The 25,080-nt window shown below is 67.9% G+C and carries 25 protein-coding genes; 15 read left to right on the plus strand and 10 right to left on the minus strand.

Annotation, left to right across the window (positions count from 1 at the left end):
• Window positions 1-4 precede the first annotated feature (4 nt).
• On the minus strand, window positions 5-1,420 hold the full coding sequence (locus tag AC04MD_RS02295; protein ID WP_475496156.1) for an aldehyde dehydrogenase family protein: 1,416 nt from the start codon (window positions 1,418-1,420) through the stop codon (window positions 5-7).
• On the minus strand, window positions 1,404-3,059 hold the full coding sequence (locus tag AC04MD_RS02300) for an acetolactate synthase large subunit (protein ID WP_475495704.1): 1,656 nt from the start codon (window positions 3,057-3,059) through the stop codon (window positions 1,404-1,406). Before AC04MD_RS02300 ends, AC04MD_RS02295 begins: the two co-directional genes overlap by 17 nt.
• 274 nt (window positions 3,060-3,333) lie before the next feature.
• Between AC04MD_RS02300 and AC04MD_RS02305 the strand changes: the two genes are divergently transcribed.
• Together AC04MD_RS02305 and AC04MD_RS02310 are read left to right on the plus strand one after the other, a co-directional pair.
• Complete coding sequence (locus AC04MD_RS02305; RefSeq protein ID WP_475495705.1) at window positions 3,334-3,684, plus strand: gamma-glutamylcyclotransferase family protein; 351 nt, start codon at window positions 3,334-3,336, stop codon at window positions 3,682-3,684.
• Between the two features lie 170 nt (window positions 3,685-3,854).
• A complete protein-coding gene (locus AC04MD_RS02310; RefSeq protein WP_475495706.1) occupies window positions 3,855-6,659 on the plus strand; it encodes a PAS domain-containing hybrid sensor histidine kinase/response regulator in 2,805 nt (934 codons plus the stop codon).
• A 6-nt stretch (window positions 6,660-6,665) separates the two neighbouring features.
• Here the strand turns inward: AC04MD_RS02310 and AC04MD_RS02315 are convergent, their stop codons facing one another.
• Together AC04MD_RS02315 and AC04MD_RS02320 are read right to left on the minus strand one after the other, a co-directional pair.
• Window positions 6,666-6,866 carry a hypothetical protein gene (locus AC04MD_RS02315; protein WP_475495707.1) on the minus strand — a complete coding sequence of 67 codons (201 nt, stop codon included), beginning with the start codon at window positions 6,864-6,866 and terminating at the stop codon, window positions 6,666-6,668.
• A 104-nt stretch (window positions 6,867-6,970) separates the two neighbouring features.
• Window positions 6,971-7,306 carry a hypothetical protein gene (locus AC04MD_RS02320; protein ID WP_475495708.1) on the minus strand — a complete coding sequence of 112 codons (336 nt, stop codon included), beginning with the start codon at window positions 7,304-7,306 and terminating at the stop codon, window positions 6,971-6,973.
• Window positions 7,307-7,582: 276 nt separating this feature from the next.
• Between AC04MD_RS02320 and AC04MD_RS02325 the strand changes: the two genes are divergently transcribed.
• Window positions 7,583-9,694, plus strand: a complete 2,112-nt coding sequence (locus AC04MD_RS02325; protein ID WP_475495709.1) for a catalase — start codon at window positions 7,583-7,585, stop codon at window positions 9,692-9,694.
• 48 nt (window positions 9,695-9,742) lie between these two features.
• Entirely contained in the window at window positions 9,743-10,000 is a 258-nt protein-coding gene (locus AC04MD_RS02330) for a hypothetical protein (protein WP_475495710.1), read from the plus strand.
• A gap of 15 nt (window positions 10,001-10,015) precedes the next feature.
• Here the strand turns inward: AC04MD_RS02330 and AC04MD_RS02335 are convergent, their stop codons facing one another.
• A complete protein-coding gene (locus AC04MD_RS02335) occupies window positions 10,016-10,198 on the minus strand; it encodes a hypothetical protein (RefSeq protein WP_475495711.1) in 183 nt (60 codons plus the stop codon).
• 119 nt (window positions 10,199-10,317) lie between these two features.
• On the opposite strand from AC04MD_RS02335, the gene AC04MD_RS02340 reads away from it, so the two are divergent.
• The gene (locus AC04MD_RS02340; RefSeq protein ID WP_475495712.1) at window positions 10,318-12,018 is read left to right on the plus strand and encodes an ABC1 kinase family protein; all 1,701 of its coding nucleotides are present in this window, start codon (window positions 10,318-10,320) and stop codon (window positions 12,016-12,018) included.
• Window positions 12,019-12,033: 15 nt separating this feature from the next.
• Here the strand turns inward: AC04MD_RS02340 and AC04MD_RS02345 are convergent, their stop codons facing one another.
• On the minus strand, window positions 12,034-13,041 hold the full coding sequence (locus AC04MD_RS02345) for an SDR family oxidoreductase (RefSeq protein WP_475495713.1): 1,008 nt from the start codon (window positions 13,039-13,041) through the stop codon (window positions 12,034-12,036).
• 139 nt (window positions 13,042-13,180) lie between these two features.
• Between AC04MD_RS02345 and AC04MD_RS02350 the strand changes: the two genes are divergently transcribed.
• Together AC04MD_RS02350 and AC04MD_RS02355 are read left to right on the plus strand one after the other, a co-directional pair.
• Entirely contained in the window at window positions 13,181-13,903 is a 723-nt protein-coding gene (locus AC04MD_RS02350; protein WP_475495714.1) for a response regulator transcription factor, read from the plus strand.
• Window positions 13,904-14,001: 98 nt separating this feature from the next.
• Complete coding sequence (locus AC04MD_RS02355; RefSeq protein WP_475495715.1) at window positions 14,002-14,496, plus strand: DUF421 domain-containing protein; 495 nt, start codon at window positions 14,002-14,004, stop codon at window positions 14,494-14,496.
• A 139-nt stretch (window positions 14,497-14,635) separates the two neighbouring features.
• Here AC04MD_RS02355 and AC04MD_RS02360 read toward each other — a convergent pair whose 3' ends face one another.
• Window positions 14,636-15,028, minus strand: coding sequence for a RidA family protein (locus AC04MD_RS02360; protein WP_475495716.1), 393 nt, complete (start codon window positions 15,026-15,028; stop codon window positions 14,636-14,638).
• A gap of 144 nt (window positions 15,029-15,172) precedes the next feature.
• Between AC04MD_RS02360 and AC04MD_RS02365 the strand changes: the two genes are divergently transcribed.
• Both AC04MD_RS02365 and AC04MD_RS02370 read left to right on the plus strand, forming a co-directional pair.
• On the plus strand, window positions 15,173-16,126 hold the full coding sequence (locus AC04MD_RS02365; protein ID WP_475495717.1) for a LysR family transcriptional regulator: 954 nt from the start codon (window positions 15,173-15,175) through the stop codon (window positions 16,124-16,126).
• Between the two features lie 522 nt (window positions 16,127-16,648).
• Window positions 16,649-17,011: a helix-turn-helix domain-containing protein gene (locus AC04MD_RS02370; RefSeq protein ID WP_475495718.1), complete on the plus strand. Its 363-nt coding sequence runs from the start codon at window positions 16,649-16,651 to the stop codon at window positions 17,009-17,011.
• Between the two features lie 28 nt (window positions 17,012-17,039).
• Here the strand turns inward: AC04MD_RS02370 and AC04MD_RS02375 are convergent, their stop codons facing one another.
• A complete protein-coding gene (locus tag AC04MD_RS02375) occupies window positions 17,040-18,008 on the minus strand; it encodes a DNA topoisomerase IB (protein WP_475496157.1) in 969 nt (322 codons plus the stop codon).
• A 36-nt stretch (window positions 18,009-18,044) separates the two neighbouring features.
• Window positions 18,045-18,335 carry a hypothetical protein gene (locus AC04MD_RS02380; RefSeq protein WP_475495719.1) on the minus strand — a complete coding sequence of 97 codons (291 nt, stop codon included), beginning with the start codon at window positions 18,333-18,335 and terminating at the stop codon, window positions 18,045-18,047.
• 172 nt (window positions 18,336-18,507) lie between these two features.
• Between AC04MD_RS02380 and AC04MD_RS02385 the strand changes: the two genes are divergently transcribed.
• The 6 genes from AC04MD_RS02385 to AC04MD_RS02410 all read left to right on the plus strand — a co-directional run bounded on the left by AC04MD_RS02385 (window position 18,508) and on the right by AC04MD_RS02410 (window position 22,875).
• Window positions 18,508-18,726: a polyprenyl synthetase gene (locus AC04MD_RS02385; RefSeq protein ID WP_475495720.1), complete on the plus strand. Its 219-nt coding sequence runs from the start codon at window positions 18,508-18,510 to the stop codon at window positions 18,724-18,726.
• 9 nt (window positions 18,727-18,735) lie between these two features.
• Window positions 18,736-19,620 carry a pseudouridine synthase gene (locus tag AC04MD_RS02390; RefSeq protein WP_475495721.1) on the plus strand — a complete coding sequence of 295 codons (885 nt, stop codon included), beginning with the start codon at window positions 18,736-18,738 and terminating at the stop codon, window positions 19,618-19,620.
• Window positions 19,621-19,814: 194 nt separating this feature from the next.
• Window positions 19,815-20,954, plus strand: a complete 1,140-nt coding sequence (locus AC04MD_RS02395; protein WP_475495722.1) for a serine hydrolase domain-containing protein — start codon at window positions 19,815-19,817, stop codon at window positions 20,952-20,954.
• 3 nt (window positions 20,955-20,957) lie between these two features.
• Window positions 20,958-21,833, plus strand: coding sequence for an alpha/beta hydrolase (locus tag AC04MD_RS02400; RefSeq protein ID WP_475495723.1), 876 nt, complete (start codon window positions 20,958-20,960; stop codon window positions 21,831-21,833).
• Between the two features lie 151 nt (window positions 21,834-21,984).
• Window positions 21,985-22,239 (plus strand): hypothetical protein, encoded by a 255-nt coding sequence (locus AC04MD_RS02405; protein ID WP_475495724.1) that lies wholly within the window; start codon window positions 21,985-21,987, stop codon window positions 22,237-22,239.
• Window positions 22,240-22,341: 102 nt separating this feature from the next.
• Window positions 22,342-22,875: an N-acetyltransferase family protein gene (locus tag AC04MD_RS02410; RefSeq protein WP_475495725.1), complete on the plus strand. Its 534-nt coding sequence runs from the start codon at window positions 22,342-22,344 to the stop codon at window positions 22,873-22,875.
• Window positions 22,876-22,940: 65 nt separating this feature from the next.
• Here the strand turns inward: AC04MD_RS02410 and AC04MD_RS02415 are convergent, their stop codons facing one another.
• The gene (locus AC04MD_RS02415; protein WP_475495726.1) at window positions 22,941-25,016 is read right to left on the minus strand and encodes a 3-hydroxyacyl-CoA dehydrogenase NAD-binding domain-containing protein; all 2,076 of its coding nucleotides are present in this window, start codon (window positions 25,014-25,016) and stop codon (window positions 22,941-22,943) included.
• Window positions 25,017-25,080 lie beyond the last annotated feature (64 nt).

The raw sequence follows: 25,080 nt of genomic DNA on the forward strand, positions 1-25,080 counted from the left end.
GCCATCAGCGCCTGCGCACCACGATCATCTTTTCCTGGGTCATGTCGCGCATGGTGTAGGGAATGCCGCCGGTGCCGTAGCCGGATTCACGGCGGCCCGCGAAGGGCATCCAGTCGGTCCGGAAGGCGGTGGGGTCGTTGATCATCACGGCGGAGGCGTCGAGGCGATCGGCCGCGCGCATGGCCACGTCGATGTCCTGCGCGAACACGCTGGCCTGGAAGGCCGTGGGCAACGCATTCGCACGCGCGATGGCCTCGTCCAGGTCGTCGTAGCGATAGACCGCGACCACCGGGCCGAACACTTCCTGCGTCGAGATCCTCGCGTCGATGGCCGGATCCAGCAGCACCGCCGGTCGCAGCGTCGTTTCGGAGAGGCGCTGTCCGCCGGTCGCCAGCGTGGCGCCGCCATCGACCGCTTCCCCGATCCATTCCGCGACTCGGTCTGCCTCGCGCGGCAGGATCAGCGGACCTACCTCGGTGTCTTCCAGTGTCGGATCGCCGGTGCGCAGGCGCTCGACGCGTGCAACGAGCTTCTGGGTGAAGTCGTCCGCGATGTCCTCGTGCACGAACACGCGCTGCGTGGATACGCAGACCTGGCCGGCATGGTAGTAGCCGCCCTTGACGATCGGTTCGATGATCCTGCCGAGATCGGCACTGCGGTCGACGATCGCCGGTGCCACGCCGCCGTGTTCCAGCGCGGAACGCGCACCGTGGGCGAGCTTGGCGTGCAGCGACCAGCCGACCCGGGCCGAGCCGATGAAGCTGAGGAAGGCGATGCGCCGGTCGGTCGCCAGTTTCTCGGCAAGTTCATTGCCTTCCGGCAGGAAGGTCTGGCACCAGGGCTCGGGCAGGCCGGCTTCGTGCAACAGCGCCACGAACTCCAGGCAGGACAGCGGTGTCGCGGTTGCCGGCTTGATGATGACGGGACAGCCGACGGCGACGGCCGGTGCGACCTGGTGGACGATCAGGTTCAACGGATGATTGAACGCCGAGATCGCCGCCACGATGCCAATCGGTTCCTTGGTCGTGAACGCCCAGCGGTTCTCCGCCGCTGCCGACAGGCCCATCGGGATCTCGCGGCCTGCGAAATTGCGCAGTTCGTCGGCGGCATTGTGGACGCCGTCGATCGCGCGGGTGGTCTCGACGATGGCATCGGGCAACGGCTTGCCGCCTTCGCGCGCGATCTGCATCGCGAGATGGTCGCGCCGGGCGTCCATCAGGGACGCCAGCTTGCGCAGGATCGCGATGCGCTGGTGCGGCTTGAGCCAGCCGTCGCGGTGCTTGAACACGCGCTCTGCGGCGAGCAGCTTGCGCTCCAGCGCCGCGGCATCGTCGGTCGCGATCTCCGCGATCGGCGCGCGATCGAAGGCCTGTACGACGGTCAGCATGCGGTTTCTCCTCGTTTCACTTGCATTCCAGATCGGGCGTCCGGTTGCGCAGCTCGTCGACCAGCACGCGTGTGTTCTCGGAATAGTCGATCGGCACGTCGACCAGATGCACGCCGCCCCCGGCGAACGCGGCCTCGAGGGTCGGCACCAGGCTTTCCGCCGAGGTCACCCGCGAGCCCTTGGCGCCGTAGGCTTCGGCATAGCGCACGAAGTCGGGATTGCCGAAGGTCATGCCGAAATCCTGGAAGCCGTCGACCGCCTGCTTCCAGCGGATCATGCCGTAGGCGCTGTCGTTGAGGATGACCACGACGAGGTTGAGCCCAAGTCGCACGGCGGTCTCCATCTCCTGCGAGTTCATCATGAAGCCGCCGTCGCCGCAGACCGCCATGACCCGGCGCTGCGGATGCAGCATGGCCGCCATCATCGCCGACGGCAGGCCGGCGCCCATCGTGGCGAGCGCGTTGTCGAGCAGCAGCGTGTTGGCGACATGGGTGCGGTAGTTGCGCGCGAACCAGATCTTGTACATGCCGTTGTCGAGGCAGACGATGCCGTCGTCGGGCATGACCGTGCGCACATCGTGGACGATGCGCTGCGGGGTGAGCGGGAAGCGGTCCTCGCCTGCACGGTCGTTGAGGCGGGCAAGGATCTTCTGTCGCAGTTCCAGCATGCCCGCGTCGGCGGTCAAGCGGCCTTCCAGCCGCAATGCCAGCGCCTCGACCGACGCGCCGATATCGCCGATCACTTCGAGGTCCGGATGGTAGACCTGCTCGACCGTGGCGGACTGGAAGCCGACATGCACGACCGTCGGGCCACCGGCCTGCTGCATCAGGAAGGGCGGCTTCTCGACCGTGTCGTGGCCGATGGCGAGGATCAGGTCGGCGCGCGCGACCGCTTCGTGCACGTAGTCGCCTTCCGACAGCGCAGCGGTGCCCATGTAGAGATTGGAGCCGCCGGTGACGGCGCCCTTGCCCATCTGTGTGTTGAAGAAGGGCAGCCCGGTGCGCGCCACGAACGTCGACAGCGCGTCGGCGAGCCATGGCCGGCTGCCGGCCGCGCCGATCATCACCAGCGGTCGTTGCGCGGCGAGCACGGCCTGGGCCGCGCGATCGAGTGCGGCGTCGGGTGCGATGGCGCGCTCGATCGGATGGACCGGGATGACGGGGACGTGCTCGACGTCCTCGCCGGCGATGTCTTCCGGCAGTTCCAGGTGCACCGGGCCGGGCCGCTCGTCCATCGCCACGCGGAACGCATCGCGCACGGTCGCGGGGATCGCCGCGGCGCTGACGATCTGCCGCGTCATCTTGGTCAGTGGCTTCATCGACGCGACGATGTCGACGATCTGGAAGCGCGCCTGTTTCGCGCTCATTACCGCCTTCTGGCCGGTGATGAGGATCATCGGCATGGCGCCGAGATGCGCGTAGGCGGCGCCCGTCGAGAAATTCAGTGCGCCCGGGCCGAGCGTGGCCAGGCAGACGCCGGGCCGGCCGGTCAGTCGCCCGTGCGTGGCGGCCATGAAGGCGGCCGCCTGTTCGTGGCGCGTCAGCACCAGTTCGATGCGCGAGTTGCGCAGCGATTCGAGGAAGTCGAGGTTTTCCTCGCCCGGTACGCCGAAGATGCGGTCGACACCTTCGTTCTCGAGTGCCTCGACCAGCAAGTCGGAGCCCTTGTGCATCGTGCGGATCCTCAGGGTGATGGACCGGACTGCATCCGATGGACGTCAAACCATCCTCAGTCTAGCAAGCGACAGGTCAACGCCAGGCATGCAGCGGACGCGGATTCTGGAACGCACTGGTACGCACGTGCTGTTCGCGACTTGCGTTGCCTGCAACCCTCCTGTCGAACGATTCAACGCGGCCCGACGATGCGGCCACCATACTGCCCGTGACCGACCCCGTCCGCCGATGGTGGCGGGAATCGGCGTCGCAACGATGACAGGAGTGCGTCACGTGGATCGCTTGTTCGTCTATGGCACCCTCGCACCCGGCAGGCCCAATGCGCATGTGCTGGCCGACGTGCCCGGGTCGTGGCAGGCCGCGACCGTGCGCGGCACGCGGGTGGCGCAGGGATGGGGCGCGGCGGTGGGTTATCCCGGACTCGTTCCGTCTGCAGATGGCGGGTCCGGTGACGTCGTGCACGGGTTCGTCTTCACGTCGCCGGCGCTGCACGCGCACTGGCGCCGTCTGGACGATTTCGAAGGCGAGGGTTACGTGCGCGTGACGGTACGGGCCACGCTCGATACCGGCATCGTCGTCGACGCGCAGGCCTATGCCGTGCGGGCGGACGACGCGACCGGATGACACCGATCTCGGGCCAGCCCGGGCAGGACATGCCGGGAGAATCCCGTCCTTCACCTCAATGACGACGATGGCGGCCGCTTGCCCGGTTAGACTGCACGCAGAAGCGAGCCGGGTTCTCGGCTCTCTCCACGACATCCGCCATGTGCAGTTCCTGACCCGGGAACCCTTCGATGCCCCATCGCTCTGCAGATTTCACTCCGGACATGCTGGACAGCGAGCGCGTACGCGTCGCGCTGGCCGCAGGTGCCATCATCGGGACCTGGTCCTGGGACATCCTTGCCGACAGCGTCACCGTGGATGCGTCGCTTGCGCGGGCGTTCGGACGCGAGCCGGCCGGCTCGGGCTGGACACTGCAGGACCTGGTCCGTTCCGTCCATCCCGACGACCAACCCGAGCTGCAGGTCGCCATCGAAGAAGCCGTCGCACGCGGCGGACAGTACGTCCACCGGTACCGGACCCAGGGCAACGGCGACCAGTGGCGTTGGGTCGAGGCGCGCGGCTGGGTCAATCACGATGCGGCGGGCGTGGCCACCAGCTTTCCGGGCGTGCTGATCGACATCAGCGAAACGCGGCAGGTGGAAGAAGCCCGCGACCGTGCCGAAAGCCTGTTGAACACCTTCGTGGAAGCGGTGCCCGGCGTCGTCTACGCGAAAGACCGGGAAGGCCGCCTGCTGATCGGCAATCGCGGCACGACGGACCTGATCGGCCGGCCGCCGCAGGAATACCTCGGACGGACCGACGCCGAACTGCTCGACAACCAGGCGCAGGCAGCGGCCATCATGGCCGTGGACGCGCGCATCATGGCGTCCGGCCAGCTCGAGCAGCTGGAAGAGGAAGTGAACTACCCCGACGGAAAGCGCGCCTTCTGGCTCTCCACCAAGGCGCCGTTGCGGGATGCGCAGGGGCAGGTCATCGGCCTGATCGGCGCGTCGCTCGACATCACCGACCGCAAGGCCGTCGAGGCCAGCCACCGCGAGATCGAAGAGCGTTATCGCCTGGCCGCGCTCGCCACCAGCGACGCCATCTGGGACTGGCGCATGGCCGATGGCCATGTGGTCTGGAACGAAGCGCTGGCCACGCTGTTCGGACACGAGCGCGCCGAGAGCAGCGCGCAGTGGTGGCTGGACCACATCCATCCCGACGACCGCGAGCGGATCGGCGCCAGCATCCATCACGTCATCGACCACGGTGGCGATGCCTGGCAGGACGAGTACCGCTTCCAGCGCGCCGACGGCAGCTATGCCGACATCTTCGATCGCGGTACCGTGTTGCGAGGTCCCGCCGGCGAACCGGTGCGCATGATCGGCGCGATGCTCGACCTGACCGAACGCAAGGCCGCGCAGGCCGCGCTCACCGAAAGCGAAGAGCGCCTGCGGCTTGCGACGGAAGCCTCCGACATCGGTTTCTGGGACGTGGACCTGGTCAACGATCTGCTGATCTGGCCTTCGCGCACCAAGGCCATGTTCGGCATCTCCGCGCACGTGCCGGTGTCGCTGGCCGACTTCTATGGCGGCCTCCACCACGAGGATCTTGAGAAGACCAGCGACGCCTTCGCTGCCGCCGCCGATCCCGCGCAGCGGGCGCTCTACGACGTCGAGTACCGCACCGTCGGCAAGGAGGATGGCGTGGTGCGCTGGGTCGCGGCCAAGGGCAGGGGCCTGTTCGACGGCGAGCGTTGCATCCGCGTCGTCGGCGTCGCCATCGACGTGACGGCGAGGAAGGCCGCCGAAACGCAGCTGAAGGAACTCAACGAACAGCTCGAGAGCCGCGTCGCCGCCGAAGTCGCCGAGCGGATCCGCGTCGAGGATGCGCTGCGCCAGAGCCAGAAGATGGAAGCGGTGGGCCAGCTCACCGGCGGCATCGCGCACGATTTCAACAACATGCTGGCGGCCATCATCGGCCCGCTCGACCTGCTCCTGGTGCGGCTGGATCCGGAAGACGCGCGCGCCAGGCGCTACGTGGACATCGCCATGGAAGCGGCACGCCGCGCCGCCCAGCTCACGCAGCGGCTGCTCGCGTTTTCGCGCCAGCAGCCCCTGCAACCCGTGTCGCTGGACGCCAACAAACTCGTGGCCGGCATGTCGGACCTGCTCACCCATTCGCTGGGCGGCGATGTCCGCCTGGAGACCGTGCTGGCGGCCGGACTGTGGCGGACCCATGCCGATCCCAACCAGCTGGAGAACGTGATCCTCAACCTCGCGGTCAATGCGCGCGATGCGATGCCGGAAGGCGGGCGGGTGACCGTGGAAACGGCGAACTGCTACCTCGACCACGGCTATGCGGGCGAACATCCGGGGATCGCGCCGGGCCAGTACGTGCTCATCGCGGTGTCCGACACGGGCGGCGGCATGCCGGCCGAGGTCATCGCCAAGGCGTTCGATCCGTTCTTCACCACCAAGGAAGTGGGGCGGGGGACCGGTTTGGGGTTGTCGCAGGTGTACGGCTTCGTGAAGCAGTCCGGCGGCCACGTGAAGATCTACTCCGAAGTGGGTAACGGCACCACGGTGAAGGTGTACCTGCCGCGGCAGCTGGGCGCGACCGCGGACACGGACATGACGGCGAGCGCGATCCCGGTGCCGCGCGGCGAACTGCAGGAAGTGATCCTGGTCGTGGAGGACGAGCCGGCGGTGCGCCAGTTCTCCGTCGACGCATTGACGGAGCTGGGCTATCGCGTGTTCTCCGCGGACAGCGCGGCGGCGGCACTGCGGATCCTCGAGACCGAGCCGTCCATCAGCCTGCTGTTCACCGACGTGGTGATGCCGGAGACCAATGGTCGCAAGCTCGCCGATGAAGCGACCCGGCGATGGCCGCACCTCAAGGTGCTGTTCACCACCGGCTACAGCCGCAACGCGATCATCCACAACGGCGTGCTCGATGCCGGCGTCAACCTGATCGGCAAACCCTTCACGTTGCAGGAACTGGCGGCGCGCGTGCGCGAGATCCTGGAAACGCCGAAGCGAGACCCCGACGCGTAAGGCTTCCTATTGCGCCGGCCGGAAGCGCGTCCCGGTCGCCTCGGCCTGGAACGTGCCGTCGTCCAGCGCGACGACGCGAAGGCCGTCGGCGGTACGGAACGCTGCCGTCTCCCCGGGCGTGCCGTCGACGTCGGAGGTGATGCGGATCAGCGACACCTGCTGCCCAAGTTCGTCCACGACGAAGATTTCTTCGTTCACGTGTGTCACGTCTGCCTCCTCAATGACGCGGTCCAGCGGATGACATCGGTCATCGTCGACGCTTACGCGGTAGTTCCGCAGCACGACGGATAGCGCCAACGGCGTCAGCCGCGCTATCCGGCGAACCGCGTCCAGCTCGCATGCTGCCAGGCGTACGAACGGCGCGGCGGCGCGTGGACGACCTCTGGCGCGAGGTCTTCCCTGCCGCAGGCGCGGGCGATCAGGCGCTGGCGGTCGAGCGTCCAGCGCGTCGCCCAGCCTTTGCCGCTCTGCACCGAGCGCACGGCGAACTGCTGCGGTGCGATGCCGGGAACATGCAGCATGGTACGCACGATCCAGCCGGCGCCGACGGGCGCGATGCGGATCAGGGGATGGGCGCCCAGGTGCAGCGTGTGCTGATCGCCTTCCTGTCGCCACACGTAGTCGGGCGAGAGCTTGCTGTGGGACATGTCGTCTTCCCTGATGGGCGCGTGGGAAGCCCTACCGTACGCACATGGTGTCGATGTCGCGTCAACGGCGCGGGCGGCGCCGGACGGAGAACGGTGCGATGCGCGTCGATGCACTACGGCTACCAACGTGGTGTTCACCAACATGACCTGCGGTGCACATCGCGGTCACGCAGCGCGTGGAAGATCCGGTGAACGCCGTGCTGCACGAACTTCCGCGTCGTCGCGACGTGTCGAACGCATGCATGCGCCTTGCCACCCTCCATGATGGATACACGAATGGCCAGCCAGAAGAAGCCCGCCAAACCCGCCAAGTCCGCCAAGCCGCCTGCCCCGACCGCACGCTCGGCAGCGCGCGGCGCAGGCGACGAACGCCACGACAGCGCCGGCGGAACGCATCCCGCGCTGACGACCAACCAGGGCATCCCGGTCGCCGACAACCAGAACTCGTTGCGCGCCGCGCCACGCGGGCCGACGCTGCTGGAAGACTTCATCCTCCGCGAGAAGATCACCCACTTCGACCACGAACGCATCCCGGAGCGGATCGTCCATGCGCGCGGCACGGCGGCGCATGGCTACTTCGAACTGAAGAAGTCGCTGGCGAAGTTCACCACCGCCAAGGTGCTGACCGAGGTCGGCATGCGCACACCGGTGTTCGCCCGCTTCTCCACCGTCGCCGGCGGCGCGGGCTCGGTCGACACGCCGCGCGACGTGCGGGGCTTCGCGGTCAAGTTCTATACCGGCGAGGGCAACTGGGACCTGGTGGGCAACAACATCCCGGTGTTCTTCATCCAGGACGCGATGAAGTTCCCGGACGTGGTGCACTCGGTGAAAATGGAGCCTGACCGCGGCTTCCCGCAGGCGGGCAGTGCCCACGACACGTTCTGGGACTTCGTGTCGCTGACGCCAGAGACCATGCACATGATCATGTGGGCGATGAGCGACCGCACGATCCCGCGCTCGCTGCGCACCATCGAAGGCTTCGGCGTGCACAGCTTCCGGCTGCTGGATGCGCAGGGGCGCTCCACCTTCGTCAAGTTCCACTGGCGGCCCGTGCTCGGCCTGCAGTCGACGGTGTGGGACGAGGCGGTGAAGCTGCAGGCGGCCGACAACGACTTCCATCGCCGCGACCTGTTCGAAGCGATCCAGGCCGGCGCGTACCCGGCCTGGGATCTGGCCGTGCAGCTGTTCACCGAAGAAGAGGCGGCGACGTTCCCGTTCGACCATCTGGACCCGACCAAGCTGATTCCGGAGGAAACCGTCCCGCTGACCGTCATCGGGCGCATGGTGCTGGACCGCTGGCCAGACAATTTCTTCGCCGAGACCGAGCAAGTGGCGTACTGCCCCGCGAACATCGTGCCCGGCATCGACTTCAGCGACGATCCGCTGCTGCAGGGCCGGTTGTTCTCCTACCTCGATACGCAGCTGTCGCGCCTGGGCGGTCCGAACTTCCACCAGATTCCGGTCAATGCGCCCAAGTGCCCGTTCGCCAACCTGCAGCGCGACGGCCACATGCAGATGGCGGTGCCGAAGGGACGCGTCAACTACGAGCCCAGTTCGCTGCAGGCCGATTCGCCTCGCGAGACGCCGACGGGATTCCGCAGCCATGCCACGCCGTTGGAGGCGGGCGGCAAGCAGCGCCTGCGTCCCGAATCCTTCGCCGACCACTACAGCCAGGCGCGCCTGTTCTTCCGCAGCCAGAGTGCGCACGAGCAGGCGCACCTCGCCTCGGCGTTGGTGTTCGAACTGTCGAAGGTGCAGACGCCGCATGTCCGCGAGGCGGTCGTCGGCCACCTGCGCCATATCGACCCGGCGCTGGCCGAACGCGTGGCCAAGGGCCTGGGCATGGACGAGCTGCCGGAGGCGCCCGATGCCGCCGTTCCGCCCAAGGACATGCCGCCATCGCCCGCGCTGCGCATCATCGACCGGATGCGCGACACGCTGGAAGGACGCTCGGTCGGCATCCTGGTCGACGACGGCTCCGACGCGAAACTCGTCAAGGCGCTGCGCAAGGCGATCGAGCGGGAAGGCGCCACCGTCAAGGTCATCGCTCCGCGTCTCGGCGGCGCCACGCTCGACGACGGCACGCGGCTGCCGGCCGACGGCCAGTTGGCCGGTACGCCGTCGGTGCTGTTCGACGCCGTGGCGCTGGTGCTCGACGTCGATGCCGGCAAGCGCCTGACCAAGGAGGCCGCCGCCGTGGATTTTGTGCGCGATGCGTTCGGCCACCTGAAGGCCATCGGCGTCGATGCCGGCGCGCTGGCGCTGCTGAAGGCGGCAGGCGTCGGTCGCGATGCGGGCGTGGTCGATGCCGACCTGACCGAGGCCTTCCTCGCCGCGGCGCGTACGCGCCAGTGGAACCGCGAAAAGAAAGTCCGCACCCTGGCCTGACGACCGTCAAGAAACGCCATTCCCCGAATCATCCGCATGGAGACCTACATGGACAACCTGACCGCCGGCTACACCTTCCTCGGCTTCTTCCTGTTCGCGCTCGGCCTGGTGCTCTCGATCCTGTGGATCCTGGTGCCGTTCGCGGTCTTCGGCATCAAGGGGCTGCTGCGGCGGCAGATCGAGGAGCAGCGCAGGACCAACGAATTGCTGGCCACCGTCGCGCAGCGGCAGCAGATCGTCGCCGACCGCTATGCGGTCGCACCGGGCACGGTGGTGCGGGAGCGGCCGGTCGTGCCCCCGCTCTGACGCGCGCCGCCTGCGTCAGCGCGGCACGCCGTCGCGCGCGTCCGGATAGTCCTGTTCCGGGTCGGGGCGATCCGTGCGTGGCGCGTCGGGCTGGTCGTGGTCCTTCCAGCGCGCCTTGTCGTTGCGATGCTTGTCGGGCGTGTTCGCCTTCTCGCCGTCACGGTGCGGGTTGGGCTTCTGCGTCAGCGGTCGGTTCATGGGTTCGACTCCATCGTGGAAACGGTCTTGATTTCAGACCTGTCGCGGTGAGTGGCGCGTGAGGCAGGGAGTGCGGTGTGTTCACTTTGCGCTCACCGGACACGCGCGAAAACACCGGCATGAATGAAGAAGCCATCCAGTCGACGCTGTCCACACCCTCCAGCGAAAGCAGGTTGACGCGGCGCGCGGCGATCCTGAGTTTCCTGTTCCGCTATCGCAAATCCGGCGTGTTCAACGGCCTGTCACTGGAACCGGCGATGCTGGACGAGGACCTCGCCGACGACGGCAGTCCCGACAAGTTCGCCGACGAGCTGGAAGCGCTGGGCCCCACCTTCGTCAAGCTGGGGCAGATGCTGTCGACGCGGCCGGACCTGGTGCCGGCCGCCTACGCGACGGCGCTGGAGCGCATGCAGGAGAAGGTCACGCCGGTGTCCTTCGACGTGATCCGCGAACAGGTGGAAGACGCGCTCGGCGTGCGCATCAGCAAGGCCTACGCCAGTTTCGATGAGACGCCGCTCGGCTGCGCCTCACTGGCGCAGGTCCATCGCGCGACACTGCGCGATGGCCGCGAAGTCGCGGTCAAGGTGCAGCGCCCAGGCGTGGCGCAGCAGCTGATGGCCGACCTCGACCTGCTGCGCGGCATCACCAGCACCGCCGACCGCTTCACCGACGTGGGCCGCCATGTGCGTTTCTCGGAATGGCTGGGCGAATTCTCGCGCTCGCTCACCGCCGAGCTCGACTACGTGGCGGAAGCGGAGAACCTGGAACGCTTCCGCGAACACCTGGCGCCGTTCCGCCAGTTGTGGGTGCCGGCGCCGGTGTGGGACTACACCGCCAAGCGCGTGCTGACGATGGAACTGGCCGACGGCCGGCGCGTGGACCAGATTTCCGGCCTGCGCCGCACCGAGCAGGGCATGACGCCGCTGGCCGAGGACCTGCTGCGCGGCTACCTGGACCAGGTGTTCGTGCATGGCGAGATCCATGCCGATCCGCATCCGGGCAACCTGCGGGTGACCGAGGACGGACGCCTGGCGATCTTCGACCTGGGCATGGTCGCGAACGTGCCGCCGCGCCAGCGCGACCGGCTGCTCAAGTTGCTGTTCGCCGCCGTCGACGGCCGCGGCGAGCAGGTGGCGGAAGAGTGCATCGCGCTGGGCATCCGGCTGGAGGACTACGACGAGCCGCGCTTCCTGCGCGAAGTCGGCCAGCTGATCGCACGCTACGGCGCGCACCAGGCGTCGATGTCGGAGGGCAGGGTGGTGCTGGATCTCGTCCGCATCGCCACCCAGTGCGGCCTGCGTCCGCCGCCGGAACTCAGCCTGCTCGGCAAGACGCTGCTCAACCTGGACACCGCCTGCCACCTGCTGTCGCCCGATCTGGACACCAAGCGCGTGGTGGAGGACCAGCTGCAGCACGTGATGCGCGCACGGCTGCGCAAGTCGCTGTCCTCGCCCAACCTGGCCAGCGAGATGATGGAGGTGCAGGCATTGCTTCGCGACGGCCCGCGCAAGCTGTCGGACATCCTCTCGCTGGTCGCCGAGAACCGGTTCCAGATGCGGGTCACCGGCCTGGAGGAGTCCAGGCTGATGGAAAACCTGCAGAAGATCGCCAACCGCATCTCGGTCGGCGTCATCACCGCCGCGCTGATCCTGGCCTCGGCGATGATGATGCGCGTGCCGTCCTCGCACACGCTGTGGGGCTATCCCGTGGTGGCGCTGGTGCTGTTCCTGCTGGGCGTGGCGCTGGGCGGCGGCATCATCGTCAGCTCGCTGCTTAGCGACCACCGCGCCCGCTCGCGCGAGGAGCGCGGGCCGCGCTGAGGCCGTCGTGGGCGATCAGCCCTTGGGCCCGCCCATGACCGGCAGCACGATGCCGTTGACGTAGGACGACATTACCGGCGAGGCGAGGAAGACGAACGCCGGCGACAGTTCCTCCGGCTGCGCCGGGCGGCCCATCGCGCTGTCCTGGCCGAACTCCGCGACCTCGTCCGCGGGTTTGTCGGCCGGATTGAATGGCGTCCACACCGGGCCGGGCGCCACCGCATTCACGCGGATGCCGCGCTCCAGCAGGTTGGCGGCCAGCGCCTTGGTGAAGGCGTGCACGGCGCCCTTGGTGGCCGAATAGTCGATCAGCTGAGGGCTGCCGAACAGGCCGGTGACCGAACCGCAGTTCACGATCGAGGCGCCGCGCTGCATGTGCGGCAGGCACGCACGCGCCATGTGCACATAGCCGGCCACGTTCGTCTGCAGCGTCTCCTGCAGGTGCTCGTCGGTCAGGTCCTCCAGGCGCTTGGCGTGCAGCTGGAAGCCGGCGTTGTTGACCAGCACGTCGATCCTGCCGAAGCGTTTCGCGACCTTGCCCGCGACCTGGTCGCAGAAGGCGGAGTCGCGCACATCGCCGGGGAACAGGACAGCGGTTCGGCCTTCCTTCTCGATCCAGCGTGCCGTCTCCTTCGCGTCGTCGTGCTCGTCGAGATAGAGCACGGCGACATCCGCGCCCTCGCGCGCGAACAGCACGGCCACCGCGCGGCCGATGCCGGAATCGGCGCCGGTGACGATGGCGGTCATGCCCTCGAGCTTGCCGCTGCCGCGGTATCCGGCTGCTTCGAAGGCCGGCGCGAGCCGCAGGTCGGCTTCTTCGCCTGGCTTCTGCAGATGCTGGGCGGGCATCTGCACGGGTTGCCTTCTGGTGCCCGCCTGCGTGGCCTGCTTCGGTGGCTTCGACGGCGCGGTGGCGTCCTTTTTGTCGATCTCCGCCTGCAGCTTGCGTTGCCTGGCGACGGTGGTCTTCGCGGCCTTGGCCTGTGGAGCCGCCGGTTTCGCATCTGTCTTCTTCGTCTTCATGCCGTGCCCTCCGCGATGGAATCTCCATCTTCGCGGGCGGGCGTCGGCATTGCGTGATCGCGACGCGCGCCTTCACACCGACGCGACAGCGCGTCGGGCACATTCACCAAACTGAACTCCAACAGGGATCGCCATGTCGATGTCCGCCGTCGTCCTCATCATCGAAGACAACCGGAGTCTTGCCGAAACGGTGGGCTTCTACCTGGAGAGCCGCGGTATGGAGGTCGACTACGCCGCCGATGGCGCCGAGGGCTACCGGTTGGCAGTGGAGAACCGCTACGACGCCATCATCCTCGACGGTAATCTGCCGCGCATGGACGGGCGGGAAGTGGTGCGCGCACTGCGCAACGATGCCCGCATCTCGACGCCGGTCATCATGGCGACCGCGCGCGACACGCTCGACGACAAGCTCGCGGGCCTGGAGGACGGCGTCGACGACTACCTGACCAAGCCGTTCGCGACGCAGGAGCTGGAAGCACGCCTGCACGCGGTGATCCGTCGCAACCGCAAGGAAGTGGCGAGGCAGGTGCTCAAGGTCGGCGACCTGTCGTTCGATCCCACCTGCCACCGCGTGCGCCGCGGCGACCGCGAGCTGGAGCTGTCGCCGGTGTCCTCCAAGCTGTTGACCATCCTGATGCGGGAGTCGCCTCGCGTCGTGTCGCGCCGCGAGATCGAACGCGAGCTGTGGGGTGACGACCTGCCCGATTCCGACGCCCTGCGCAGCCATCTCTACAACGTGCGCAAGGCCATCGATCGTGGGTTCGACACGCCGCTGCTGCAGACGGTGCAGAGCGCGGGCTATCGCATCGCCGAGGTGCCGCCGGCGCATCGGCCGAAGCCTGCCGCCGTCGCGGCGGTCTAGCCTCCCACGCCATTTGCCCGGAAACGGGCGCGCTCACGGCAGCGCGACGCGGTCACGCGCACCCTCGCGGCTGATCCTGGTGACCGACGAGGTGGCGCATGTCCGGTGTCGCGAAGAGCCTGTTCGAATTGGGGATGCCGTGGTGGGAATTCGTGCTGCGCGCCGTCGCCGTCTATGTGGTGGTGCTGCTGATGGTGCGCTTCACCGGCAAGCGCACGGTGGGGCAGTTCACCCCGTTCGACCTGCTCGTCGTCGTGCTGCTGGGCACGGCCGTGCAGAACTCGCTGATCGGTGAGGACACGTCGCTGCTGGGCGGCCTGATCCTGGCGGCCACGCTGCTCGGGCTCAACTGGACGGTGGGCAAGCTGTCGGCGCGGCATCGCGGCTTCGACCGGATGGTGGAAGGCAAGCCGGTCATCCTCGTGCGCCGCGGGGAGTTGTACCGCGACGAACTGGCGCGGCAGTCGGTCAGCGAGCAGGACTTCGCCATCGCACGACGTTCCGCGGGCTACGCCACCCTCAACGAGGTGGAGCTCGCCGTGCTGGAAACGTCGGGGGAGATCACCTTCATCGGAGCCAAGGACCGCGGGTAGACAGGTCCTGCCATGACAGCGTCGTTCCGCCATCACCGAGGCCTTCTTCTCACGCCAGGATCAACGCTGACCCGTTCCGATCCAACGTTCCATGTTTCCCGGTGTCGCGTCGCGCTGTTCGCGTCCACGCGTCCCGCGATCAGCCCGGGATGCGGGCGATCACCTTGATCTCGAAATCGAAGCCGGCCAGCCAGGTGACACCGAGCGCGGTCCAGTTCGGGTAGGGCGCGGCCGGGAAAATCTCGTCCTTGACCTTCAGCACGGTGACGAACTGACGCTCGGGATCGGTATGGAAGCTCGTCAGGTCGACGATGTCGTCGAGGCTGGCGCCACCGGCTTTCAGCGTGGCTTCGAGGTTGGCGAACGCCAGCCGGACCTGGGCTTCGAAGTCGGGTTCCGGCGAGCCGTCGCTGCGGCTGCCGACCTGGCCGGACACGAACAGCAGGTCGCCGGAACGGATGGCGGCGGAATAGGCGTGCCTGGCGTACAGCTCATGCCGGCCTTCGGGGAAGATCGTCTCGCGCTGTGTCATGGGAATGCTCCTGGAGTGGGGTGGGCAGGCAGGTGGCCTGCGGGGTGGCGATCACTCTAGGCAGCCGCGGCGGGGCGATAAACCTGCCGAACCGGGGATCACTGTTTGTAGAATCGAAACAATCCCGCCAACCCTGGATCCCGCATGGACCGTATCGACGCGATGCAGGCCTTCGTCCGCGTGGTGGAAGCCGGCAGCTTCACCAAGGCCGCCGACACACTGCAGGCCAGCCGCACGCGCGTGACCCAGCTGGTGCAGTCGCTGGAGACCCACCTGCGGGTGAAGCTGCTCCACCGCACCACGCGCAAGGTCAACGTCACCGCCGACGGAGCCGCGTACTACGAGCGCGTCGTGCGCCTGCTCGCCGACCTGGACGATGCCGAGACCAGCCTGTCGGCCGCCTCGGCATCGCCGCGCGGGCGGCTGCGCGTGGACGTGCCCGCGCCGCTGGCCAGCCTGGTGCTGGTGCCCGCGCTGCCGGAGTTCCATGCGCGCTATCCCGACCTGCAACTGGACCTGGGCGCCAGCGACCGCAAGGTGGACCTGATCGACGAGAACGTCGACTGCGTGGTGCGCGGCGGCGAACTCACCGACACCTCGCTGCGCGCGCGCCATGTCGCCGACCTCGCCCTGGGCGTGTACGCCGCGCCGGCCTATCTGGCGCGCGCCGGCGTGCCGGCGCATCCGCTGGCGCTGGAAGCGCCGGCGCACCGCATCATCGGTTACCGCAGCTCGCGCAGCGGGCATGCGCTGATGTCGTCGATGCGGCGCGGCGAAGAAGAGGTGCGCGTGCAGGGCCGCCACGTGCTGTCGGTGGACGACGGCAATGCCTACCTCGCTGCGGGCGTGGCGGGCATGGGCGTGCTGTGGATGCCCACGTACATGGCACGCGGTCCGCTGGCGCGCGGCGAACTGGTCCCGCTGTTCGAGGACTGGCGGATCGATCCCATGCCGATGTACCTCGCGTTCCCGCCCAGCCGCCATGTCAGCCGCAAGCTGCGCGTCTTCATCGACTGGGTCGTGGAACTGTTGGCGCAGCATGCCCCGGCCATCCGGTCGCCGGTTCAGGGCAGCCGTGCGGTGCTGCCGCCGCGCTGAGGAAACGGCGCCAACGCACACAGCACCTGTACCTCCCCTCGTTTCGATTTCAGCCGTGACGATGCCAGGGGAGATCACATGCTGCGATCCAGTTTCGACGGCGGGCGACCCGAGACGGACGGAACCCGCGCCGCCCGGGAGGCGGGCGGTCCCCAGGACACCATCGGCATCGCGAAGCATGCAATGCACCACCCACGCACCATTGCTGCCCGCCCGCCCGTGCATCCATCGACCCCCTGAGTAGTCGATGTACGGAATCGTCCCTGCTGCGCCTGTGTGCGCCTTGCAGGTAAATCCAGTTACCAGCACGGGCACTTGCTTGACGCACGTTGCGTTACTAATGTGATCTGAAGCGCGCGGCAATGACACGATGTGGCGAGGACCGTTGGCCGTCCTCGCGCGTCATCCGATCAAGCACGTTTTTTCAGGGGAAAGCGATGCGCGTCAGACATCGCGGACAGACGCCGCTTAGTTCCGCTTCCTGCTGAGAAGCGCTTACCTGAAAGGATTGAAGGACGCCTGATGACGAACATTGCCTTGCGTATCCGACGTGCACGCGCGCAGGCGAAGCTGTCGCAGAGCGAGCTCGCGGGCCGGGTCGGGGTGAACCGGAGTGCGGTGGCGCAGTGGGAGCGCGAAGGCGGCACGCATCCCAGCGTCGAGCATCTGGCCACCGTCAGCATCGCCACACGCGTGCCGTTCGAATGGCTGGCGACCGGGCGGGGCGATCCGTCGGAATGTCCGTCCTCCGAGGTGCCCGCGGTAGCGTTGCAGTACGCCGTGGACGACACCGAAGCGCGGCTGCTGGAAGCGATCCGGCGACTGCCGGTGAAGACACGCCACGCGGTCTGCAGGCTGATCGAGGAGCTCGCGTCGAAAGGCTGATCGCGCGCTGGCGGTCTTGTGGTGCCGTCTACGCGCGGCTCGCGCGCCGCAGGAAGCGGATGGCCGCGGTCTCCCACTGGCGCGGCCCGCTCGCCCCGCGTGCGGCGTGCTGCAGCCGGCCGGTTTCCCAGCCGGTGAAGATGCGCGGATCCACGTAGTTCTTTTCGCAGATGCGCGGTGTGTTGCCGAGCAGGTCGGCCGCGTTGCGCAGCACGGCCTGGCGGACGCGCGCACGCTGCGCATCGTCTCCCGCCTCGGGCGGCGTCACGCCCGCCAGAGTACGAAAGGCGAGCAGGGTGGCGCCCAGCGTGCGGAAGTCCTTGGCCGTGTACGGCCCCTGCAGCTGCGCCTGCAGGTAATCGTTGACATCGCCCGAGGTGATGCGCTGGATGCGACCGTCCTCGCGGTACTGGAACAGCGCCTGGCCGGGCAGCTGCCGGCACTGGCGCACCAGTTTCACCAGGCGTGCATCGGAGACGCTGGCGTCGAGGGGCTTGCCGCCCTTGCCGCGGAAGACGAAGTGCACTTCGCTGCCGGCGATGAAGCGCGCGTGCACGTTGCGCAACGTGGTGAGGCCGTAGGAACCGTTCTCCTTCTGGTAGCTCGCATTGCCCACGCGCAACAGGGTGTGGCCCAGCAGGGCGATCACCAGCGCGACGACCTTGTCGCGCGGAAACCCCGGCAACGCCAGATCGGCACGCACCTGGCGACGCAGGCGCGGCAGGGCTTCGGCGAAGGCGATCAGGCGGTCGTACTTGCGTGCACCGCGCTCGGCCTGCCACGCGGCGTGGTAGCGGTACTGCTTGCGTCCACGTGCATCGCGACCCGTGGCCTGCAAGTGCCCGTGGGCGTCGGCGCAGATCCACACATCAGTGTAGGCCGGGGGAATGGCGAGCTGATGGATGCGCGCAATGGTGGCCGCATCGCGGACGGTGCGGCCGCGCGCATCCTGGTAGGTGAAGCCGCGCCCGCGACGACGCCGGCGCAGGCCGGGCATCGCGTCGGTGGTGTAGTGCAGGCGGGCCACGGCGCCTCAGAAGTCGTCGACGTACTCGAGTACCAGCCCGTAGCGCGCGCCGACATCGTCGGCGGTGGCGCGCACGGTGTCGGCATAGGGCGAGGCGACCTCGACCTCCACGTCGTGCACGTCGCTGGCGCCGATGTCGTCGGGCAGCCCGGCCGAACTGGAATCGTCGTCGTCCATGTGCGGCATCAGGTCCGCCAGTTCCTCCACGCGCTCCACGCCATCGACGCCCTCCAGCGCCGCCATCAGCGCATCGAAGCCGGTGGCCGGCCCCGTGGCCCGCAGTCTGATCGTGGTCATCGTGTTCCTCCGTATTCCGTGAAAACCCGTTGCATCGACCTTAGGCCGCACCCGGTCGCGCAGTCGTGAAATCGACGCGCGGGCACGCGGCGGGTCAGCCAGGGTTAGGGAAACGCGCCCGGGTCTCGCCGCTGATGCACAATGCCGTGCCCTGAACCGAGCCGGATGCCCCATGGATATCGAAGACCTGCTGGCCGCCGCCCTGCGCGAGGCCGGCTACGGACAGGACGCGATCGGTTCGGCGATGCCGCGGATCCTGCGCATCCTGGAGGCCGAGGACGTGCGGATCGAAATGGGCCGCGCCCTGTCGCGCAAGGAGCGCGAATACGTGCGCCTGCAACTGGAACTCGGCCTCAGCGTGCGCGAAGTGGTCGCCGGGCTGAAGAAGTAGGGCAGCGCCATGCGTCCGCCGGCGATCGACGGACTGGCGGCGAGCACGCTGCAACTGCCCCCCGGCCCGTGGGCGACGGTACTGGATTGCCTGTCCGATCGATTTCCGTCGGTCACGCGTGCGCGCTGGATCGAGCGGATGGCGCGCGGACGTGTCGTCGATGCCACGGGAGCCGCGATGACGGCCGAGACGCCGTATCGGGTCGGGCTCGAGGTGCATTACTACCGCGAGGTGGACGACGAGCCGGCGATCCCGTTCGACGAGGCCATCGTCTACGCCGGTACCGACCTGCTGGTGGCGGACAAGCCGCACTTCCTGCCGGTCATGCCCGCCGGCGCGCACGTGCACGAAACCCTGCTGGGGCGCCTGGTCCGTCGTACCGGCAACCCGATGCTGGTGCCACTGCACCGCATCGATCGCGAGACCGCCGGCCTGGTGCTGTTTTCAACGAATCCAGGCAGTCGCGCGTGCTACCAGGCGCTGTTCCGCGAGCGCCGCATCGATAAGCACTACGAGGCGTTGGCGCCCGCGCTGCCCGGCAGCGTGTTCCCGCAGGTCCGTCGCAGCCGCATCGTCGCCGGCGAGCCCTTCTTCCGCATGCAGGAGATCGACGGGGAGGCCAACAGCGAAACGCGGATCGAGGTCCTCGCGCGCGGCGACGGTCGCTGGCGTTATGCGCTGACGCCGGTCACCGGTCGCAAGCACCAGTTGCGCGTACACATGGCGGGGATCGGCGCGCCGATCGCGCACGACCCGCTGTATCCGACGCTGCGCCATCGCGCCGCCGGCGACTACACCGCGCCCTTGCAATTGCTGGCCAAACGGCTGGCGTTCGTTGATCCGCTCAGCGGCGTGAGGCGATGCTTCACGAGCGGGCTCGCGCTGGAGGGCTGATCGTCCGCGGACACGGTTCCGTCGGCGCAGGGCGGCCTTCGTCGCCACAGGGTGGCGGCGACGAAGGCCGGCGTCCATGCTTGGGGGAGGGAGCGGGCGCCAGGCAGGCGCCCCACATCAGGCCGGATGGCCGGGGAGTCGGGATGCGGATCGGAAGCGCGTGGCAGAGAGTCGTGGTACTCGCGGGGATGCTGATGTCCGGTCTCGCCGGCGCGGTGGAGGCGCCGGCGGCGGTCGAGGACATCGATGCGCGGATCGGAACGGCGATGGCCGATGCAGGCCTGGTCGGCGTGGGCGCTGCGGTCATCGTCGACCGTCGCGTGGTGTGGTCGAGAGGCTTCGGCTTCGCCGACCGGCAGCGCGGCGTGCTGTTCACGCCCGACACGACGATGAACATCGCCTCGATCACCAAGACGGTGACCGGGGTGGCGATGATGCAGGCGGTGCAGGCCGGCAAACTGTCGCTGGACGAGGACATCAATACGTACCTGCCGTTCAAGGTAGTGCACCCGCAGTTCCCCGGGACACGCATCACGCTGCGCCAGCTCGCCACGCATACCTCGGGCATCGACGATCGCTGGTCGGTGTACCAGCGCCTGTATCACTGGGGAGGGGACTCGCCGGAAGCGCTGGGTGATTTCCTCCGCGGCTACCTGGTCGCCGGCGGCAAGGATTACGCGGCGGACAACTTCATACCGCATCGGCCGGGCACGTATCGCGCGTACTCCAACATCGGCGCAGGGCTGGTTGGCTATATCGTCGAGCGCGTCATGGGCGAGCCCTTCCATGCGTACACGAAGCGGACGATCCTGGCGCCGCTGAAGATGACGCGCAGCCACTGGTTCCTGTCGCAGCAGTCGGCGGCCGAGCGGTCCACGCTGTACGCCTCACAGGGCGGATTCGCCATTCCGATGCCCGACTATGGCTTGGCGACGTATCCGGACGGTGGACTGCGCAGTTCGGTGGCGGACCTGTCGCGGTTCTTCATCGCGGTGCTCGGCGACGGCAGCCACGACGGCGCGCGCATCCTGTCGCCGGCATCGGTCGCGGAACTGCGGCGCTTCCAGTACACGCCCGGCCACGTGCCGGACAATGTGGTGCCTGCGGAGAAGAACTCGGGCCTGTTCTGGGCGACCAAGTTCGACACCGCCTACGTCGGCCACGGCGGTTCCGATCCCGGTGTGCACACTGCGATGCTGGCCAATCCCTCCGGCGATGTTGCCGTGGTCCTGTTCGTCAATACGTCTGTCGACGATCGCGACGGCAAGGTATACGCGCAGTTGTTCGACGCGCTTTGGCTGCATGCGTTGACGTTCAAGCCTTCGGGGAAATAGAGCATGCGCATGATCCGATACGGAATGGCGGTGCTGATGGAGCTGGCGACACTGCTGCTGGTGCCGGTGGCCGCATCGGATGACGTCGGTGCACGCCTATCGACGCCGCTGGAGCATCTGCCGGCACTGGCAGGCGACTACTTCCCGCTGACCGACCGCGGGTCCGGACGCGTGCACCATGTCTACGTGCGCTATCCGGAGGGCTACGACGCCACCGCCGCCACGCGTTATCCGGTGGTCTACCTGCTGGATGGCGACAGCCTGTTCCCGCTGCTGGCGCCGACGCACCTGTTCCTGCACTACGACGAACAGCTGCCTGACGCGATTATCGTCGGCATCGCCTACGGCGGTTTCGATCCGGCCATCAACAAGCGCCATGTCGATTTCACCGCGCCGGGCAGCGACACCACGGCGGAGCAGGGCGGGGCGCCGGGGTTCCTCGCCTTCCTGCGCGGACAACTGGTGCCGGAGGTGGAGCGCCGGTATGCCAGCGATCCTGCACGGCGCGTGCTGGTCGGGCAGTCGCGCGCGGGGTATTTCGTGCTGTGGTCGGCGTTGCAGGATCCGGACCTGTTCTGGGGACGGATTGCCAGCAATCCCTCGCCGGGTCCGGTCCGCGAACAGCTGTTCGTCGCGCCGCGGACGCATGCACGCGACGACCTGCGCGTGGCCGTCGCCAGCGGCACGCGCGACACCGCCGAACGCCAGCGCATCGCGCGCGAGTGGACAACGTACTGGGCGCGGTCCACGGCGCATGCGCCGTGGCAGGTGACGCTGCTGACGATGCAGGACGGCACCCACGCCGCGACGATCGGCGAAAGCTACCGTCGCGCGATGCTCTGGCTGTTCCGCGAGCAGATTCCGGCGCCATCGCCGTGACGGCCGCGCCGCGCATCGTCCCCGTGGCCAGGGGTGCCTGAGAGGCTTCGCGTCGCCGCGATCCGTAACCGGCTTCACAGAATCGCACCGGTCGTCGGAAACCGTCGGTTCGTGTCACATGCCGGGCATCCGGGCGGCTTAGGCTCGCCGCATGGACACCTTGGCTGATATCCGGGCCATCCTGGCCGCTGCGGGACAGCGCATCGAACGCGGTGCGCTGCGCGAGGATCCTCGCGATTTCATGGACGCGTTGTGGCGGCAAGTCTACGACCGCGCGCCCGACGACCTGCAGCCCTACGTGTGGGCACGATTGACCGACTTCTCCGCGCAACTCGGCGTGATGGCCGACCTCGCCGCCGAGCGAAGCCCGGTGCGTGCGCCGCCGGACGTGTTCGCGCGTCGCTAACCGCAGTCCTGCGCGACCCTGGCAGGCCTTCTGAGTGTGCGCTGACCTCTCTGGGCGCTCGCCTGCGTTGTCATGCGCATGGAAACAGGCAAGACTGACGGCATGAAAGCCGGTATCACCGTTCGCCCTGCACGCCCCACCGAAGCCGCCGCCGTGTCCGCCATGATGCGGCGCACGTTCCTGGCCACCCACGGCCACTGCAGCACGCCCGAAAACCTGGCGGCGCACGTGGCGGCGATGTATTCGCCCGAGCGACAGGCCGAAGAGATCCGCGACCCCGATACGCTCACCCTGATCGTCGAGCAGGATGGCGTGTGGGCCGGTTATGCGCAGCTGCGCTGGGGCACGGTGCCGCCGACCGAGGTGGTGCTGCGGCCCACCGTGGAACTGGCGCGCATCTACCTGGACGAGGCCTTCCACGGCAAGGGCATCGCCGCCGTGCTGGTTTCGCACCTGCTGGCCGCGGCCAAGCTGCGCGGCTCGCGGTCGGCATGGCTCACGGTCTGGCAGGAGTCGCCGCAGGCGATCCGCTTCTGGCGCAAGCATGGGTTCCAGAGCGTCGGCCGCTCCATCTTCTACATCGGCGACGACCCGAAAGAAGACTGGGTGATGGCACAGGCATTGCCGTCGGGATAACCCGCAGTGGTGCCCGGTGCAGGAGGAAAAAGGCCGCTCGGGGAGCGGCCTTTTTCGTGCACGGATCAGACGGTCGGTTGCCTGAGCACCGGGTTGTCCCAGCCGGGACGCGGCGCGAAACGATCGCCGTGCCGGGCCTGCAGCGCCTTCAGTTTCTCCAGCAGCACGTCGGGACCGACCGCCTTGACATGTTCGATCGGGCCGCCGCGGAACGGGGCGAAACCGGTGCCGAAGATCACGCCGGCATCGAGCAGGTCGCTGTCGGCCACCACGCCGTCGTGCAGGCAGGCGACGGCTTCGTTGAGCAGCGGCAGGATCAGGCGGTCTTCCAGATCATCGGGCGCCTTGTAGTCGGACGGCACCTGCGGCTTCACCGGCTTGCTGCCTTTATCGGTTTGTTCCCATTTGTACAGGCCCTGGCCGTCCTTCTTGCCGCGCTTGCCGGGCTCGACCGTCGCCAGTGCTGCCGGCAGGGTCAGGCCCAGGAATGGCGACAGTTCCGCCCCGACGCCCTGCGCCACGTCCAAGCCGACGGTGTCGATCAGCTCGATCGGCCCCATCGGCATGCCGAACTTCACCGCGGCCTTGTCGATCACCGGGCCGGGAATGCCTTCGGCATACGCGGTCGCCGCTTCCAGCATGTACGGGAACAGCACGCGGTTGACCAGGAATCCGGGCGTGCCGGCGACCGGCACCGGGAACTTGTCCAGCGCCTTGCAGAACGCCGCGAGCCGCTTGACGTTGGCTTCGTCCAGCGCGTCGTGCTGGACGATTTCCACCAGCGGCATCAGTGCGACCGGATTGAAGTAGTGCAGGCCGGCGAACTGCGCAGGGCGCTGGATGTGCTCGCGCAGTTCGGTCAGCGGGATCGACGAGGTGTTGGTGGTCAGCAGGGCGTCTGCCTTCAGGCGCGGCTCGACGGTCTGGTAGAGGTCGCGCTTGGCTTCGGGATTCTCGATGATCGCCTCGATCACCAGGTCGGCCTGCGGCACGCCGTCGCCGGCCAGGTCGCCCTTCAGGCGTGCGGCCACCGCGGGACGCTTGCTCTCGTCCTTCACCTTCTTGGCGAACAGCTCCTGCGCGCGCGACAGCGCACCGTCGATGAAGCGTTGTTCGCGATCCTGCAGGGTGACATTGAAGCCTTTGTAGGCGGACCACGCGGCGATGTCGCCGCCCATCACACCGGCGCCGACGACGTGGACATTGGCGATGCCATGGTCCTTGCCGCCGAGCCCTTTCAGGCGCTCGGTCAGGAAGAAGATGCGGATCAGGTTGCGCGCGGTCGGCGTGCCGGCCAGCTTCACCACCGCCTTGCGTTCGGCATCGAGGCGACCCTGGATGCCCTTGCCGCCGGCGGTCTTCCAGACGTTGATGAGGGCATACGGCGCGGGGTAGTGCGCCTTAGGGGCCTTGCGCGCGACCTGCTTGATCATCTTCGGTGCCAGGATCTGCCGCGCCAGCCAGCTGTTGCTGATCCAGCCGGTGAAGCGCTGCTTGAATGCGCGCGGCGGACGCGAGCCGATCAGCGCGACGGCGGCATCGACCAGCACCGCGGGTTCGGCGATCTTGTCGACCAGGCCCATCGCCTTGGCCGAACTGGCCGACAGCGTGCGACCGGTGAGCATCATGTCCATCGCCTTCGGCGAACCGACCAGGCGCGGCAGGCGTGCGCTACCGCCCCAGCCCGGGAAGATGCCCAGCTTCACTTCGGGCAGGCCGATGCGGGTGGACGGGTCGCTGCTGGCGACGCGGTAGTCGCAGGCCAGCGAAATCTCGGTGCCGCCTCCCATGCAGAAACCATGGATGGCGGAGACCGTGGGGCAGGGCAGGTCGGCGAGCTTCTGGAACACCTGCTGGCCGCGACGGATGGCATCGTTCACCGTGCCCTTGCGGTCGAACTCCTGGAATTCCTTCAGGTCGGCGCCGGCGATGAAGCCGCTGCTCTTGGCAGAACGAAGCACCACGCCTTTCGGTGGATCGATGGCCAGGCGCTCGATGATGGCGGCCAGTTCGATCAGCACATCCTGCGAGAACGCGTTGACGCTGGCGCCCTGGCGGTCGAAGGCAAGTACGACGATGCCGTCGTCGCGCAGTTCGGTCTGCCAGTGACTGAATCGCAGCCCATCGAAGTTTGCGGCCATGCGGGGGACCATCCGTTCGCGTATGGATAAGGCCGCTATCATCCCGAGGTTGTTTCGTCCCCGT

Source organism: Pseudoxanthomonas sp. LjRoot206 (assembly GCF_056175725.1).

Bases quoted from the DNA above. Each gene is read 5' to 3' on its own strand.
- AC04MD_RS02405 (WP_475495724.1), top strand. From the start codon at position 21,985: ATGGACACCTTGGCTGATATCCGGGCCATCCTGGCCGCTGCGGGACAG.
- AC04MD_RS02385 (WP_475495720.1), top strand. From the start codon at position 18,508: ATGGATATCGAAGACCTGCTGGCCGCCGCCCTGCGCGAGGCCGGCTAC.
- AC04MD_RS02395 (WP_475495722.1), top strand. From the start codon at position 19,815: ATGTCCGGTCTCGCCGGCGCGGTGGAGGCGCCGGCGGCGGTCGAGGAC.
- AC04MD_RS02330 (WP_475495710.1), top strand. From the start codon at position 9,743: ATGGACAACCTGACCGCCGGCTACACCTTCCTCGGCTTCTTCCTGTTC.
- AC04MD_RS02310 (WP_475495706.1), top strand. From the start codon at position 3,855: ATGCCCCATCGCTCTGCAGATTTCACTCCGGACATGCTGGACAGCGAG.
- AC04MD_RS02350 (WP_475495714.1), top strand. From the start codon at position 13,181: ATGTCCGCCGTCGTCCTCATCATCGAAGACAACCGGAGTCTTGCCGAA.
- AC04MD_RS02340 (WP_475495712.1), top strand. From the start codon at position 10,318: ATGAATGAAGAAGCCATCCAGTCGACGCTGTCCACACCCTCCAGCGAA.
- AC04MD_RS02345 (WP_475495713.1), bottom strand. From the start codon at position 13,041: ATGAAGACGAAGAAGACAGATGCGAAACCGGCGGCTCCACAGGCCAAG.
- AC04MD_RS02365 (WP_475495717.1), top strand. From the start codon at position 15,173: ATGGACCGTATCGACGCGATGCAGGCCTTCGTCCGCGTGGTGGAAGCC.
- AC04MD_RS02415 (WP_475495726.1), bottom strand. From the start codon at position 25,016: ATGGCCGCAAACTTCGATGGGCTGCGATTCAGTCACTGGCAGACCGAA.
- AC04MD_RS02410 (WP_475495725.1), top strand. From the start codon at position 22,342: ATGAAAGCCGGTATCACCGTTCGCCCTGCACGCCCCACCGAAGCCGCC.
- AC04MD_RS02325 (WP_475495709.1), top strand. From the start codon at position 7,583: ATGGCCAGCCAGAAGAAGCCCGCCAAACCCGCCAAGTCCGCCAAGCCG.
- AC04MD_RS02375 (WP_475496157.1), bottom strand. From the start codon at position 18,008: ATGCCCGGCCTGCGCCGGCGTCGTCGCGGGCGCGGCTTCACCTACCAG.
- AC04MD_RS02300 (WP_475495704.1), bottom strand. From the start codon at position 3,059: ATGCACAAGGGCTCCGACTTGCTGGTCGAGGCACTCGAGAACGAAGGT.
- AC04MD_RS02360 (WP_475495716.1), bottom strand. From the start codon at position 15,028: ATGACACAGCGCGAGACGATCTTCCCCGAAGGCCGGCATGAGCTGTAC.
- AC04MD_RS02390 (WP_475495721.1), top strand. From the start codon at position 18,736: ATGCGTCCGCCGGCGATCGACGGACTGGCGGCGAGCACGCTGCAACTG.
- AC04MD_RS02380 (WP_475495719.1), bottom strand. From the start codon at position 18,335: ATGACCACGATCAGACTGCGGGCCACGGGGCCGGCCACCGGCTTCGAT.
- AC04MD_RS02370 (WP_475495718.1), top strand. From the start codon at position 16,649: ATGACGAACATTGCCTTGCGTATCCGACGTGCACGCGCGCAGGCGAAG.
- AC04MD_RS02335 (WP_475495711.1), bottom strand. From the start codon at position 10,198: ATGAACCGACCGCTGACGCAGAAGCCCAACCCGCACCGTGACGGCGAG.
- AC04MD_RS02355 (WP_475495715.1), top strand. From the start codon at position 14,002: ATGTCCGGTGTCGCGAAGAGCCTGTTCGAATTGGGGATGCCGTGGTGG.
- AC04MD_RS02400 (WP_475495723.1), top strand. From the start codon at position 20,958: ATGCGCATGATCCGATACGGAATGGCGGTGCTGATGGAGCTGGCGACA.
- AC04MD_RS02320 (WP_475495708.1), bottom strand. From the start codon at position 7,306: ATGTCCCACAGCAAGCTCTCGCCCGACTACGTGTGGCGACAGGAAGGC.